The 14,479-nt window shown below is 43.9% G+C and carries 16 protein-coding genes and 1 other annotated feature; of the genes, 5 read left to right on the top strand and 11 right to left on the bottom strand.

Going from position 1 to position 14,479, the window contains the following annotated elements; all coding sequences use genetic code 11:
- Nucleotides 1-27: 27 nt before the first annotated feature.
- The 4 genes from ABIE66_RS19750 to ABIE66_RS19765 all read right to left on the bottom strand — a co-directional run bounded on the left by ABIE66_RS19750 (nucleotide 28) and on the right by ABIE66_RS19765 (nucleotide 5,757).
- The gene (locus ABIE66_RS19750) at nucleotides 28-1,353 is read right to left on the bottom strand and encodes a (Fe-S)-binding protein (protein WP_370016015.1); all 1,326 of its coding nucleotides are present in this window, start codon (nucleotides 1,351-1,353) and stop codon (nucleotides 28-30) included.
- The gene (glcD, locus tag ABIE66_RS19755) at nucleotides 1,350-2,762 is read right to left on the bottom strand and encodes a glycolate oxidase subunit GlcD (protein WP_370016016.1); all 1,413 of its coding nucleotides are present in this window, start codon (nucleotides 2,760-2,762) and stop codon (nucleotides 1,350-1,352) included. Before glcD ends, ABIE66_RS19750 begins: the two co-directional genes overlap by 4 nt.
- 117 nt (nucleotides 2,763-2,879) lie before the next feature.
- Nucleotides 2,880-3,992, bottom strand: coding sequence for a PucR family transcriptional regulator (locus ABIE66_RS19760; RefSeq protein WP_370016017.1), 1,113 nt, complete (start codon nucleotides 3,990-3,992; stop codon nucleotides 2,880-2,882).
- Between the two features lie 73 nt (nucleotides 3,993-4,065).
- Nucleotides 4,066-5,757, bottom strand: a complete 1,692-nt coding sequence (locus ABIE66_RS19765) for an L-lactate permease (protein ID WP_370016018.1) — start codon at nucleotides 5,755-5,757, stop codon at nucleotides 4,066-4,068.
- Nucleotides 5,758-6,010: 253 nt separating this feature from the next.
- Between ABIE66_RS19765 and ABIE66_RS19770 the strand changes: the two genes are divergently transcribed.
- The 4 genes from ABIE66_RS19770 (at nucleotide 6,011) to ABIE66_RS19785 (ending at nucleotide 9,790) form a co-directional block, all read left to right on the top strand.
- Nucleotides 6,011-6,742: a FadR/GntR family transcriptional regulator gene (locus tag ABIE66_RS19770; RefSeq protein ID WP_289334609.1), complete on the top strand. Its 732-nt coding sequence runs from the start codon at nucleotides 6,011-6,013 to the stop codon at nucleotides 6,740-6,742.
- Between the two features lie 180 nt (nucleotides 6,743-6,922).
- Nucleotides 6,923-7,639, top strand: a complete 717-nt coding sequence (locus tag ABIE66_RS19775; RefSeq protein WP_289325978.1) for a (Fe-S)-binding protein — start codon at nucleotides 6,923-6,925, stop codon at nucleotides 7,637-7,639.
- Between the two features lie 22 nt (nucleotides 7,640-7,661).
- Nucleotides 7,662-9,092: a LutB/LldF family L-lactate oxidation iron-sulfur protein gene (locus ABIE66_RS19780; protein ID WP_370016019.1), complete on the top strand. Its 1,431-nt coding sequence runs from the start codon at nucleotides 7,662-7,664 to the stop codon at nucleotides 9,090-9,092.
- Complete coding sequence (locus ABIE66_RS19785; RefSeq protein WP_370016020.1) at nucleotides 9,089-9,790, top strand: LutC/YkgG family protein; 702 nt, start codon at nucleotides 9,089-9,091, stop codon at nucleotides 9,788-9,790. Before ABIE66_RS19780 ends, ABIE66_RS19785 begins: the two co-directional genes overlap by 4 nt.
- 54 nt (nucleotides 9,791-9,844) lie before the next feature.
- Here ABIE66_RS19785 and ABIE66_RS19790 read toward each other — a convergent pair whose 3' ends face one another.
- Together ABIE66_RS19790 and ABIE66_RS19795 are read right to left on the bottom strand one after the other, a co-directional pair.
- Nucleotides 9,845-10,930 (bottom strand): M42 family metallopeptidase, encoded by a 1,086-nt coding sequence (locus ABIE66_RS19790; RefSeq protein WP_289325980.1) that lies wholly within the window; start codon nucleotides 10,928-10,930, stop codon nucleotides 9,845-9,847.
- A gap of 71 nt (nucleotides 10,931-11,001) precedes the next feature.
- Nucleotides 11,002-11,490 (bottom strand): dUTP diphosphatase, encoded by a 489-nt coding sequence (locus ABIE66_RS19795; RefSeq protein WP_370016021.1) that lies wholly within the window; start codon nucleotides 11,488-11,490, stop codon nucleotides 11,002-11,004.
- 109 nt (nucleotides 11,491-11,599) lie between these two features.
- Here ABIE66_RS19795 and ABIE66_RS19800 point away from each other — a divergent pair, with 109 nt between their 5' ends.
- Nucleotides 11,600-11,980, top strand: a complete 381-nt coding sequence (locus ABIE66_RS19800) for a sigma-w pathway protein ysdB (RefSeq protein WP_289325982.1) — start codon at nucleotides 11,600-11,602, stop codon at nucleotides 11,978-11,980.
- Nucleotides 11,981-12,033: 53 nt separating this feature from the next.
- On the opposite strand, the gene ABIE66_RS19805 is transcribed toward ABIE66_RS19800, so the two are convergent.
- The 5 genes from ABIE66_RS19805 to infC all read right to left on the bottom strand — a co-directional run bounded on the left by ABIE66_RS19805 (nucleotide 12,034) and on the right by infC (nucleotide 14,137).
- Nucleotides 12,034-12,603 (bottom strand): TVP38/TMEM64 family protein, encoded by a 570-nt coding sequence (locus ABIE66_RS19805; RefSeq protein WP_289315403.1) that lies wholly within the window; start codon nucleotides 12,601-12,603, stop codon nucleotides 12,034-12,036.
- A 60-nt stretch (nucleotides 12,604-12,663) separates the two neighbouring features.
- A complete protein-coding gene (locus ABIE66_RS19810; RefSeq protein WP_289325983.1) occupies nucleotides 12,664-12,939 on the bottom strand; it encodes a DUF1294 domain-containing protein in 276 nt (91 codons plus the stop codon).
- A gap of 67 nt (nucleotides 12,940-13,006) precedes the next feature.
- On the bottom strand, nucleotides 13,007-13,366 hold the full coding sequence (gene rplT / locus ABIE66_RS19815; RefSeq protein WP_034309067.1) for a 50S ribosomal protein L20: 360 nt from the start codon (nucleotides 13,364-13,366) through the stop codon (nucleotides 13,007-13,009).
- Nucleotides 13,367-13,401: 35 nt separating this feature from the next.
- Nucleotides 13,402-13,602 carry a 50S ribosomal protein L35 gene (gene rpmI / locus ABIE66_RS19820; RefSeq protein WP_034309070.1) on the bottom strand — a complete coding sequence of 67 codons (201 nt, stop codon included), beginning with the start codon at nucleotides 13,600-13,602 and terminating at the stop codon, nucleotides 13,402-13,404.
- A gap of 34 nt (nucleotides 13,603-13,636) precedes the next feature.
- The gene (gene infC, locus ABIE66_RS19825) at nucleotides 13,637-14,137 is read right to left on the bottom strand and encodes a translation initiation factor IF-3 (RefSeq protein WP_034309072.1); all 501 of its coding nucleotides are present in this window, start codon (nucleotides 14,135-14,137) and stop codon (nucleotides 13,637-13,639) included.
- Between the two features lie 98 nt (nucleotides 14,138-14,235).
- Nucleotides 14,236-14,372, bottom strand: a sequence feature (ribosomal protein L20 leader region).
- Between the last annotated feature and the right edge of the window lie 107 nt (nucleotides 14,373-14,479).

The following is a 14,479-nucleotide window of genomic DNA, read 5'->3' on the forward strand; positions in this document are numbered from 1 at the left end:
TATTTTCATCTAATCTTTTTTCTTCTATTATAAAGCCACGGCCTCCACTAGCAGGTCCACTATATGCACCGCTTTCGTACATGCCCCCAGGTTTTCCCGCTCGATCCCCAATTGCATTTGTAGCAAACAGCCTGGATTTGCCGTGACAACGATATCGGCCTGTGTCGATTTAGTGTGCTCCATTTTAGTGTCGAGGATATTCATGGACATCTCTGATTCAACAATATTATAAATCCCTGCCGAGCCGCAGCACCGATCCGCATCCTTCATTTCCCTAAAATCGATTCCTTCTATCGATTGAAGGAGAATTCGCGGAGCCATAGAGGTATTCATCACATTCCGTAAGTGACAGGAATCCTGATAAGTTACTGATTGTGCTGGCAGTTTCAGACGGACTTTTTCCTGAAAACGCAAGTCCACAAGGATCTCGCTTATATCTTTCAACTTATTTTTAAATGCGATTGCCCGGTCGTTCCATTCCGGTTCATCTTGGAGCAAATGGTCATAGTCTATGAGAAAAGCTCCGCAACCGCCGGCATTCGTAATAATATAATCCACTTCGTCCGCTTCAAAAGCTTCAATATTACGCCTGGCCAGTTGCTTTGCCCCTTCTTTTTCACCACTGTGTCCATGCAGTGCCCCGCAACAAGCCTGGGATTTCGGAATAACGATTTCACATCCAGCCAGCTGAAGCAGCTTTAGTGTAGCCTTGTTCGTTTCCAAAAACATCGTATCCATCAAGCAGCCGGAAAAGAAAGCCACCTTTTTGAGTGCTGTTCCGATTGCAGGCAGCTCAGTTGGCCTATTTTTCATTTCTGATTTTTTTGGGACCTTCGGCAGCACTTTTTCCATGGTTGCCAAATTATCTGGAAGCATGTTCAGGACTCCCGTTTTACGGGCCACATATTGGAGTCCTGATCTCTGATAGAAGCCTAGCAAACTCGTCATGGCCTGCATTCGCTCCTGATGCGGGAATAATCCACTAAAAACGGCCTTGCGAATCGTTTTTACAGGGAGACTGTGTTTCTTATTCTGATGGATGATATCCCTTGCTTCTTCTAGAAGATGTCCATATTTCACACCTGAAGGACAGACAGGCTCACAAGCCCTGCAGCCGAGACAGAGACTCAAAGAACGTTCAACATCCTCATCGGGCGCAATCACACCATCGGCCACCGCTTTCATAAGTGCAATCCTGCCTCTTGGTGAATGGGATTCCTTCAACCCCGATTCCATGTATGTCGGGCAATGGGGTAAGCAAAAGCCGCAGCGCATACAATTCAACAATTCATCTTCATTCATTTTTTCCGCGAATTGTTGGGCAATGGTTTCCCTTTCCTGAGCTGTCGTCATGAAGATACCACCACCCTTTTCCTGCTTTCCTTGGCAAATACTTTACCGGGATTCATGATGTTATTGGGATCGAATGCTTGTTTAATCGCTCTCATGGCGGCAATCCCTTCTTTCTTCAGCTTCCATTCAAGGTAAGGGGCCTTCATCGCTCCTACACCATGTTCACCGGTAATCGTCCCGCCAAGGTCGATAGCCACGGCAAAAATGTCGGCAAAGGCGAGCTCCACTCTCTCCATTTCATCATGGTCACGAGCGTCGGTAATGCACGTTGGATGCAGATTCCCATCACCCGCATGACCGAAAGTGCAAATGTCCACGTTATGCTTGCTTGCGATCTCATTAATCGCCCTAACCATTTTGGCAATTTCCGACCGGGGAACGGTGGCATCTTCCAAAATGGTCGTCGGCTTGAGGCGTGCCAGTGCGGAAAGGGCTGTCCGTCTTGCCGTTTTCAAGGCAATTGCGTCAGATTCCGTTTCGGCAATTTCCACAGAAACCGCCTTTTCCTCTAGGCAGATATCGGCCATCCTTTTCATATCACGTTCCACCTCTTCCGGCGGACCATCCTGTTCAATCAGCAGGACCGCCTCCACATTGGTGGGCAAACCGATTTTCGCGAAGTCCTCAACCACGATCAACGTCGGCCGATCCAGAAATTCCAGTGTGACGGGAATGATTTTATTTGAAATGATCTTGGCCACTGACTGGGCCGCAGCATCCAGATCTTGATATAGGGCTAGCATCGTCTTTGTCGTTTCCGGGATTGGAATCAGCTTTAAGATCGCTTCCGTAACAATGCCCAGCGTCCCCTCTGAACCGACAAAAAGCTTCGTTAAATCATATCCGGCTACATCTTTGGCAAGCTTGCCCCCTGTTCGGATGATGTCCCCATTCGGAAGGACCACTTCAAGCCCGATGACATAATCACGGGTGACTCCGTACTTTAACCCACGCAGTCCACCTGAGTTTTCATTAATGTTGCCGCCAATCGTGGAGATTTTCATCGAACTTGGATCGGGCGGATAAAACAAGCCCTTTCCTTCAACTGCTGAAATCAAGTCCAATGTGATGAGCCCAGGTTGTACGGTCGCCGTTAAATTTTCCTCATCTATTTCGAGTAATGAATTCATTCGATTGAATAAAAGGACAAGCCCCCCCTCTGTCGGGCAGGTGCCTCCGCTCAAATTCGTCCCCGACCCGCGTGGAACGATCGGAACATGGTATTCATTGCAAACTTTTACGATGGCTGCGACTTCAGCTGTGCAGCCCGGTTTAATGACTGCATCCGGCATCGCTTGAAACCCTGGCGTGGCATCATATGAATAGACAAGACATTCAACTTTCGAGTCATCGTAATTCTCCTGACCAACGATGGTAAGAAGTAGTTGCTTAACCTGCTTTGTTAACATGTATATCCTCCTCATATAAACAAATGGAATTCGATATTTTTTATATGATTTAAGTATAAGAAAATAACATTCAACCTTCTATGTATGAACATATAGAATTTACAGCTTTCCATGGAATTAATTTGTATGTTTATCCAATACTCTTAGTGCTAGATACATAGTGACCAAATCGGCTAGCTTCCTAGGATTCAACTGGGTCATTTCTTCTATGCGCTTGAGCCTGTAATGGAGGGTATTGATATGGATATGCAGGGCTGCAGCGGTTTCCTTCAAAGATAGATCACTTGCAAAATACATGGAAAGGGTTTTAAGCAGCTCCTCATTAGGAAGCAAATCCTGAATAGTCCGGGATAAATAATCATGTCTTGTTTCAGGGGTAACTTCATCAAGCAGGACCTCAAGCTTCAAGTCCTCGTCAAATATTATTCCCGATGAAGGTAACGCGATTTTCAAGGAACGTTCCGCTTTAAAAAATGCTTGCCTGAATACGGATCCCGGTGCACGCGAACTAACCCCTGCGCTCACTTTATAACCCGAACTCTCTTCCAGGTTTCTTATCAGTTTACTTAATTTCTTTAGTTGTTGGATTTTTGAACCGATAAAATCGGCTATCGAAAGAATGACGAATTGGTTCCTCCCCCAACGGACCACGATGTCCTTGGGATGCTGCTGTTTTATGTACATCTGAAGCGTTCTCCACACATGAGGTTCGATGATTTTTTCAGTCTTAAATTCACCAAGGGTTATGATCCGGTCTGCATGAACATCGACCCCAAGCAACTTAGCCTTCTGAAGGAATGGTTCATTGAACATCTGCAGCTGATGCCATTCAAACACAAAGAATTCCATCAGACGTGATTGGGATTCTGCTTGTTCGATATGATAGCTTTCCTGAATGAACATCTCCGTCATCTTTTTTAAAAGTTCTGCATAGGGGGAAACATGTTTGGGGTCTCCCGTGATTCCAATTACACAAACGGCTTCCTGATTAAAGAAAATAGGTAGATTTATTCCTGCCTTCACCCCTTTCCAACTTCGTTCATCCTGTTTGTTGATGATCAATTTCTCACGATTGTTGAAAGCGTGGATGGCTCCTTCATGATAAGATCCGATACGGCTGCCATCGGTGCTTGCGATAATCGTGCCAGCATGATCAATAATGATGATTTCCTCATCAATCAGTTTTCGAACCTCATGAACCAATTTTTCTGCCACAGCTGCCAATTGCATGATATGTCCTCCTTTATTGAATGGGCTTGGAAAATACTTCGAGGCTCCCTTTCGAAAGGGAGCCTCTTTCTACTTATGGAATCATCCAGGAAAGGACGCCATTTTGCAAGAAGGTAATCACGCAAACAAGCAGCAGCAAGAATATACTATGTTTGAGCGTGAACCTTAATAATTCTGATTCCCTGCCGGCCAATCCAACGGCGGCACAAGCAATCGCTATCGATTGTGGTGAAATCATCTTTCCGGTGACCCCTCCGGATGAGTTCGCCGCAAGCGCCAGGACCGGCTCCATCCCCACTTTAAGTGCGGTAACTTTCTGAAGACTGCCAAATAAGAGGTTGGCTGATGTATCCGACCCGGTAATGAACACACCCAGCCAGCCGAGAACCGGTGCGAAGAACGGAAATAAATCCCCCGATTTTGCAAGGGTCATCCCTAATGTTGTCGACATGCCTGAAGCATTCGTTATATAGGCAAAAGCCACCACGGATGAAATCATCAAGATTGGTTTTGCCAACTCCTTCATCGCTTCCGCAAAGGTGCTAAAAAAGTCTTTTGCAGACATATGTGCGATGAACTTCGTAACGATGGCTGCCAGCAAAATGGCAGTTCCGGCTGCTCCAAGCAGTTCTATTTTATAGAAAGCCGCAATCGGCAATCCGTTGCTTCCGATTATCTCATTATGCAAACCTGGAACTTCGATTTGGAAGGTTAATAGTTTCCCAATTTCATTGATTCCGCCAAGCAACACATTGTTGCCTTCATAATGTCCGGAGAGCGCAGGCTTAATTGGGTTCATCCCCCATATTGAGATGAAAAGCGTTAACAGAAGGAATGGTGACCAAGCATGGAAAACCTGCCATTTCGTGTACGTTGTTTCCGCTTCGGCTGTTTCATCCAAAGGTTCGACAGCTGCTGCCGTTTCCTCGGATGCAAAGCGAAAGATCGTTTTAGGTTTCCAGAATTTAAGGAAGATCGCCAATGCAAATAGTGACACTAACGCAGAAAGGATGTCCGGTAATTCAGGCCCAAGGAAATTTGAGCTTAAGTACTGGGTGATGGCAAAGGAAAATCCGGAAACCAAAATTGCCGGCAAGACTTCGAGCGACCTTTTCCACCCAGTCATTATCAAAATGAGATAAAGCGGAATGAAAGCCGAAAGGAATGGCAATTGACGGCCGACCATTTTTGAAATCTCCATGGCGGCAATGCCAGTTGGGCCTTCCATGGCGATGATCGGTATGCCAACCGCCCCGAATGCTACCGGTGCGGTGTTCGCGATTAAACAAATCCCGGCAGCATATAGCGGGTTAAAACCGAGACCAACCAAAAGCGCGGCTGAAATGGCGACCGGTGCTCCAAATCCCGCGGCACCTTCTAAAAAGGCCCCGAAAGAAAATGCCACCAATAACGCCTGAAGGCGGCGGTCTTCGGTAAGCGAAAGCACAGAAGAGCGAATAATATTGAATTGCCCGCTTTTAACAGTCATTTTGTACAAAAATACTGAAGTGATGATTATCCATCCGATTGGGAGCAGCCCATATACCGCTCCTTGTGAAGCAGACATCACCGCTTTTCCTGCCGGCATTCCATATAACAATACTGCCACTGCAATAGCTACAAGCAACGTGGTTATACCAGCAATGTACCCTTTCATCCGTTTGATGGTAAGTGCCCAGAAAAAGTAAAGAATTGGGATGAGTGCGACAAGAGATGATAAAACTAAATTATCGGTGATTGGCGTAAAGTTTTGTGTCCATGTCATTCATTTCGACTCCATTTTCTATAAATTTTTTTAAAATTTCAGAAATCTGCCACTAACTGAAAACCCTTACATATCCAAATATTCAAAGTCATCAGATGACTTGATGAGTATTCATTAAAATTAAATGATTAAAAATATAAAATCAAGATTTTTTTTTATTTTTTGTTGATTTTTAACCTTCTGGAAGTGTGAAAGATCATTTGTGTTATATAATATTAACCAGAGAAACTCATAGAAAATAGAGGTGCTACCCTTGGTATATAAAAAAATAAAGCCGAAAAAAATTTATGAAGAAGTCAGCGATGAACTTTATGAAATGATTCGGTCAGGTATCCTGAAACCAGGTGAACAATTGGATTCCATTCAGCAGCTTGCGGAAAATTTCCAAGTTGGGCGCCCGGCCATCCGTGAGGCATTAAGTGCATTAAGTTCAATGGGCCTCATTGAAATAAAACAAGGGGAAGGAACATTCGTTAAAACCTTCGACCCTACTATCATGAACCATCCCTTGTCCGCAGCCCTTTTGATGGATCAAGACAATATCCAGCATTTGCTGGAAGTTCGGAAAATCCTTGAGTCCGGCACGGCAGAGGTGGCAGCGAAGAAAAGATCGGAAGAAGACCTTATCGAACTCAAAGAAAGGCTTTCTGATATTGAGAAGGTATCCTACGATGAAGAACTTAGTGATAAAGCGGATATCGCCTTCCATGTCGCAGTGGCAAATGCCTCCCAAAATGAGCTGCTGATAACATTGATGAACCACGTTTCAGAGTTAATGACGGAAAAGATGCGTGATATCCGTCGGATTGCACTTTATTCCGAAGAGATGACACTTAAGCAGCTTTACCAGCAGCATGCCCGGATATATGATGCAATCGTGGCACAAGATGAAGCCGGAGCCCGCAATGCCATGCTGTTTCACCTTCAAAGCGTCGAGGAATCACTGAACCGGGTCATCCAAAAGAATCAGCAAAAGAATCGTTGATCTTCCTTTAAATTTGAAAAATACCCTATACAAACAAAGATAAAATTGATATATTATTTTGAAAACGATTACTTCATTTAAAAATCTTGGAAATTGGTATATTCTCTTAACCATTTCCTTTTTCTATTTTTTAGTCATCAGATGACCTGTTAACTTATTTTGTTAAAGGAGGAGTTCAGATTGAAAGTTACTCTCTTTGCAACCTGTTTGGTTGATTTGTTTCAATCCAATGTCGGCAAGGCGACAGTGGAGCTGCTCGAGAGATTAGGCTGTGAGATTGATTTCCCGGAATCCCAGATATGCTGCGGACAGCCGGCATATAATAGCGGGTATACGAAGGATTCGAAGGAAGCTATGAAAAAGATGATTAAAACGTTCGCGGATGCTGAATACATCGTAACCCCTTCCGGTTCCTGTGCAGCGATGTTCAAAGAATATCCGGTCCTTTTCAAAGGCGATGCCGAATGGGAAAAGAAAGCAGCTTCATTAGCGGCTAAAACATATGAATTGACCCAATTCATCGTGGATGTCTTAAAAGTAACCGACGTCGGGGCTACTCTTAAGGGAAAGGCTACTTATCATACTTCATGCCATATGACACGGCTGCTTAAGGTGAAGGAAGCACCTGCCATTCTGTTAAGCCATGTTAAGGGTCTGGAAATGACACCTCTTCCCGATGCTCAGAATTGCTGCGGGTTCGGGGGAACATTTTCGGTTAAGATGGGGGACATTTCCGGGCAAATGGTGGAGGAGAAAGTCTGCAATATCGAAGCGACCGGGGCCGATTTTTTAATTGGGGGGGATGCAGGATGTTTGATGAATATCGGCGGACGGATCCAAAGGAAGGGGCAACCGGTGAAAGTGCTCCATATTGCGGAAGTCCTGAATAGTATTTAAAGAAAGTGAGGAGGGAAAAACGATGGCTCTGAAAACCAGCTCTGCCAAGTTTAAAGACCGGGTGGATGAAGGAATACATAATGATTTTATGCGATTGGCAGTATCGAGTGCCCAGGAACGGTTACACGGACGGCGGCTGACGGCCGTTGATGAATTGGGAAACTGGGAGGATTGGCGTTCCCTAGGCGAAGAGATCCGGCAGCATGTGCTCAGTAACCTTGATTTCTATTTGCATCAGCTTGCAGAAAATGTTTCAAAAAGGGGCGGTCATGTCTTCTTCGCTGAAACGGCTGAAGAAGCAAGCGGATACATCAAAGATGTCATTGTAAAGAAGAATGCCAAAAAAGTCGTGAAATCCAAATCGATGGTCACGGAAGAGATCAATTTAAACGCAACTCTTGAAGCGGTTGGCCTCGATGTCGTCGAAACGGACCTTGGTGAATACATTTTACAAGTGGATGATCATGATCCCCCTTCCCATATCGTCGCACCTGCTCTCCATAAAAATAAAGAACAGATAAGGGATGTTTTTAAAGAGAAGCTCGCCTATACGCAAACCGAAAAACCGGAAGAGCTTACTGCCCATGTCCGGGGCATTCTGCGGAAAGATTTCTTAAGCGCCGATGTGGGCATAACCGGCTGTAATTTTGCAATTGCGGAAACGGGCTCGATCGGTTTGGTGACGAATGAAGGAAACGCCGATTTGGTCACTGCCCTCCCGAAAACGCAAATCACTGTGATGGGAATGGAACGGCTTGTGCCTACATTCGATGAATTCGAAGTCCTTGTCAGCTTATTGACAAGAAGCGCTGTCGGCCAAAGATTGACCAGTTACATCACCGCACTTACCGGCCCGCGTGATGAAGGCGATGCAGACGGACCCGAGGAATTTCACCTTGTGATTGTAGATAATGGACGTTCCTCCATTTTGGGAACTGAGTTTCAATCCGTTCTTCAATGCATTCGCTGTGCTGCCTGTATAAATGTATGCCCGGTCTATCGCCAGGTTGGCGGCCATTCATATGGTTCAATATATCCTGGACCAATCGGTGCTGTGCTTTCACCCTTGCTCGGAGGGTATGATGATTTCAAGGAGCTTCCATATGCCTCAACTCTTTGTGCAGCATGTACAGATGCCTGTCCGGTAAAGATTCCTCTTCACGAATTATTGAGGAAGCATCGTGAAGTCATCGTTGAAAAGGAAAAAATGGCTCCATTTTCAGAAAAGATGGCCATGAAAGCCTTCGGAATCGGTGCGGCATCGCCTATGCTTTATAAGTTCGGTTCCAAAATGGCCCCATCAGCGATGTCTCCTTTTAAAACGGGGGATTTCATCTCAAAAGGACCTGGGCCACTCAAAACTTGGACAGAAAGCCGCGAGTTCCCAGCTCCAGGAAAAGAAAGCTTTCGGGACTGGTTCAAAAATCGGGAAAAAGGAGGGAAACCATCATGAATGGAACCATCCACAATGAAGGGAAGTTTTTAAACAATATTGCCAAAAACCTGGGAAGGGCTCCTATTAAGGAAGGCATTTCCGTTCCGGTATGGAAGCATGCCCCCCAAAAAGAAGTTTTGAAACATGCGACACCAAATGAGCTTGTCGAGGAATTGGAGGAGCAGTGCAAAAGGGTACATACTCAGTTTCACCTTACCGACTCCAAGCAAGTGATGCAGTGTTTAAAACAGGTGATCGAGGAACTTGGAAACGGACCCTTGATCATCCCTAAGGACGATCGATTTTCTGCCTATCAGTTAGATGATATCCTAAAGGATAAAGATGTCCATGTTTGGGATCACCCAGCAGGGAAAGAAAATGTCAAGAAAGCCGAGAGTGCCAACATCGGAATCACATTCAGTGAAATGACATTGGCAGAATCAGCGACCGTCGTCTTGTTCAGCGACAAGGACCACGGCCGTTCCATCAGCTTCCTTCCTTCCTGCCATGTTTCCATCATTCCAAAAAGCACCATTGTTCCGCGAATGACCCAGGCTGCTGCGGCCATTCGTTCAAAAGTTACCCGTGGCGAAGTCGTTCCTTCCTGCATTAATTTCATAACAGGACCGAGCAATTCCGCCGATATTGAAATGGACCTTGTCGTCGGCGTCCATGGGCCCATCAGAGCTGTCTATATAATCGTAGAAGATAAATAAAAGAAAAAATGGAGAGGCCCTAATTAGGCCTCTCCATTTTTAACTTTCACTATATCACTCGTAAATGATCCGATCAACCGCTTCACGGTCGAGGCGTTTGATCACTTCGACAATGAGCTTAACAGCATTCTCATAATCGTCCCGGTGAAGCATTGCTGCATGTGAATGAATGTAGCGGGTTGCAATCGTGATCGCCAGGGCAGGTACTCCATTTGCCGTTAAATGGATGGAGCCTGCATCCGTCCCACCACCTGGAATCGATTCATATTGATAAGGAATTTCCATTTCATCAGCTGTGTCGGTAACGAAATCGCGTAATCCCTTATGTGCTACCATCGACGAATCATATATGACTATTTGCGGACCTTCCCCCATCTTACTCATCGCTTCTTTATCAGATACCCCCGGTGTATCACCAGCTATGCCGACATCGACGGCAAAACCGATATCCGGCTGAATTTTGAATGTGGATGTTTTAGAGCCACGGAGGCCGACCTCTTCCTGCACCGCGCCAATTCCATAAACTACATTAGGATGGTCGCTATCTTTCAGCTGTTTAAGCACATCAATGGCGATTGCACAGCCAATTCGATTGTCCCAGGCTTTGGCCAGCAGCATCTTTTCATTATTCATGACCGTGAATTCGAAATATGGCACGACCATATCCCCTGGCTTGACGCCCCATTTCTTAACCTCTTCTTTGCTTGCTGCACCAATATCAATAAACATATCCTTAATATCAATCGGCTTTTTCCTCGCTTCCGCTGACAGGATATGCGGCGGCTTGGAACCGATAATGCCAGTTACATCACCTTTACTTGTAACGATCGTCACACGTTGGGCCAGCATGACCTGTGACCACCAGCCCCCTACCGGCTGAAAACGCAAAAATCCTTTATCATCAATTTGGGTAATCATGAAACCGACTTCGTCCATATGCCCAGTAACGACAATTTTCGGTCCGTTTTCATCACCCGTTTTCTTGGCAATCAAACTTCCCAGGCCATCTGTCGATATTTCATCGGCAAATGGTGCTATGTATTCGGTCATCACTTTTCTTACTTCACTTTCATTTCCTGCAATGCCTTTAGCATCCGTTAAGTCCCGCAGCATTCTTAACGTTTCGTCTAATTGAGCCATTCTTTTACCTCCCTATTACTTACATTACAAGAATAATTATACAGAAAATCGATTGCATAAACAATCAACATTCAGTAGCCTTGCTTTTGCCGTTGGTAGTTTACTTCATTTTTGCTTACATATGCTTTTTCGACATCCACTGCTGAAAATCCAAGCAACTCCCCTAAATGTAAATACTCAGCAAAAACCTTTTGGAAAGATGACTCTGTCAATTGCGTGCGAAATTCACTGATGTAGCCGTAAATAGCAGTAAATTGAGCCGTCAAATCCTCCTGAGGCATCTTGAGGGTGGATGGAACTTCAGGTTCAAATCCCAGTTCGATCCCCAGTGACAAAATGAAATGAATCCCATCCACGTATTCAGCCAAAATCGTTTCTTTATCAGAGGGGCCTTTGAGACTCCAAAATTTAAAACATCTCGTTTCATTAGCCAACTCCCCAAGCTCTACCAATAGAGCAAGTATCTTCCGTTCGACCAAGTCTTCAGCACCCAAATCATGTTTTGATTGTATATGCTCATCTAACGCTGCCTGCATGTCCATTAATTTACCTATGTTCATTTTCATCACTACTTTCTATCGTCTTCCTTTAAATTATATCAAATAAATGAAACTTATTAAAAACCCATACGTAAATGAAGGGAATCACTCTGTTTAGGGAGGTAGCTCCATGGTATTGATCATGCGGTTCATTCTTTTGGCTCTTATCATCTTCTTAATATATACAGTCATCAAATACGTATTTAACCCGAAAAGAAAATTAGAGCTGGCACATGAACAGAAAAAGTTCTTTCTGCTCGACGATACAGCCAATATACGAAAGAATTTTTTATTGACGTACAACGGGGTAATGTTTGAAGGGGAAAAGTATTTAGGGACGACGGAGCGCTCCTTCGAGGTCATATCCATCTTCATATGGCCTAAAAAAGTTGCGGGCCTGAAAGGCTTGAAGCGAAATGACTTTTTAAAAATCGAGGAAGCGATAAAAAAACAATATCCGGATGCCGTCATTGATTGGAAAAGCCCGGTTAAGGAATTTTTGCAAAAATGAAAAATATCACGCACAACAAAGAGCCTTGAGAAAAATGAACTCAAGGCTCTATATTAATCATGGGAACGGAAAAATTCCTTCCAGGGAACGACCGTCTGCTTCTCTCTCAATAAATATAGCAATAAGGTTAATGATAATAAAATAATGACAATCAGTGTTGGACTGAAATCGGCAATATAGTGGCCAAAAACCGTGTATACGAAAGCTACAGGGATATTAGTCATGAAAGATAGATAAAAGTAATTTTTCAACCCTTTATTGGATTCCAATAAGCAAAGCGATAATAAATAAAAATGTATGAATGGTATTAATCTCAGTACTGCAATTTGACGGCTGTTTAGCTTTCGGTTTCCAAACAACTTATTCTTAAGCCGCAGCAGCCTTTCCTTTGTTTTCGGAAATTTGCCTATCACGAAATAAAAGGCCATACTGGACAACGTCAAACCGATTACCGAATAGATGGTCCCAAAAGCGGCCCCGAATAATACTCCGCCAGACATGCAAACCACAATGACGGGAATGAATAAAAATTGCCTTAATAAATGAAAAGTGATAAAGATAAGTGGTGCAAATACGCTTCCGGATTGAATGTAGCTCATCACAAGTGTCAGTTTATCATTCATGCTCTCCCTCCAGCTACTCTTTGCTGCTTCTACAAGCATATACATTATACGGGCTACATATTACCATTGAATGAATATCTTGATCAATAAGCCTATTTGAAGAATCATCAATATAGGCAGGCCCCATTTAAAAGCGCCATGCTTCGTCTTATGGCGGAAATGCTTCATCCCCAGAAAGGATCCTGTCCCTCCACCTATGACCGCCCAAAACCAAAGTGTCTTTTCGCTGATCCGGTACTCCCCATTACGCGCTTTCCTTTTGTCGACTCCCATTATGGCAAATCCCATGATGTTCGTGATGATCATATAAACAACAATGAACCATACTCCTTGCATCCTCATTCCCTCCTTTAAATGTAAAAAGCCACCCTCTTGAAAAGAGAGTGGCTGATATCAGTCAGACTTATTTGTCTAATTGTTGTTTAGCAGCAGTTGCTAATTGAGCAAAAGCTTGTTCGTCAGCAACAGCAAGATCAGCAAGCATTTTGCGGTTCACTTCGATACCAGCAAGCTTTAGACCATGCATTAAACGGCTGTAAGAAAGACCGTTGATGCGTGCTGCAGCGTTGATACGAGTGATCCAAAGTTTGCGGAAATCACGTTTCTTTTGACGACGGTCACGGAAAGCATAGTTTCCTGACTTCATTACTTGTTGGTTAGCTACTTTGAAAAGAATATGTTTCGCGCCATAGTAACCTTTAGCTAATTTTATTACCTTTTTACGACGTTTGCGAGTAACAGTACCGCCTTTTACACGTGGCATGTTATTTCCCTCCTATTTAACTCGATAAATCGAACTTATTTAATGTTGTCTAGCATATGACGAATACGTTTGAAGTCACCTTTGCTTACAAGGCTAGCTTTGCGAAGCTTACGCTTTTGCTTAGTAGATTTGTTAGCAAATAAATGGCTTGTGTAAGCGTTAGAACGCTTAAGTTTGCCGGATCCAGTCTTTTTGAAACGTTTAGCAGATCCGCGGTGAGTTTTCATTTTAGGCATAAGGTATTCCTCCTCATTACAAATTACTTTACAATTACTTTTCGTTTTTCGGTGCTAAGATAATGAACATGCTGCGTCCGTCCATTTTTGGGTGTTGCTCGATTGTAGCCACTTCTTTACATGCTTCAGAAAAACGAACGAGTACACGTTGACCAATTTCCTTATGCGTAATGGCACGTCCTTTGAATCGGATAGAAGCTTTTACTTTATCGCCTTTTTCAAGGAATTTAATTCCGTTGCGAAGCTTCGTATTGAAATCATGTTCTTCAATCGTCGGGCTCAGACGAACCTCTTTCAGACTGATGACTTTTTGATTTTTACGTGCTTCCTTGTCTTTCTTTTGCTGCTCGAAGCGGTGTTTTCCGTAGTCCATAATCCGGGCTACCGGAGGCTTTGCATTTGCAGCAACTAAAACTAGATCAAGATTTACACGAGCGGCAATTTCCAATGCCTCGAATTTCGTTTTAATTCCAAGTTGTTCTCCGTTTTGGTCAATAAGACGAACTTCACGGGCTCGGATGCCCTCGTTTACCATCGCGTCTTTACTAATAGTTAGCCACCTCCAAAGATATTGGCGAATACGAATATTTGAATCAATTCGGTCACGCTCACAACTCGCTTACAGGATATAATCATAATAAAAAAGTGTGGATGCATGCTGCACCCACACTGATAGACTCATTCAGAAAGATCCAAATAATCAAATCATGACCTGTTAACTGCATTGCTTGCGTCAACCAGGTGAGAAGCGGGTGCTTCTTCTTTTCCTCAAACACGTATTCAATTCACTTTAGAAATATATCATAAACACTGATGACTTGTCAAATGCTAATTTATTCGTTTTTCACAACAAAATTAATATTATCAGACATTCTGT

The organism is Peribacillus sp. B2I2 (genome assembly GCF_041261685.1).
In the GTDB taxonomy this organism is placed as follows: Bacteria; Bacillota; Bacilli; order Bacillales; family DSM-1321; genus Peribacillus.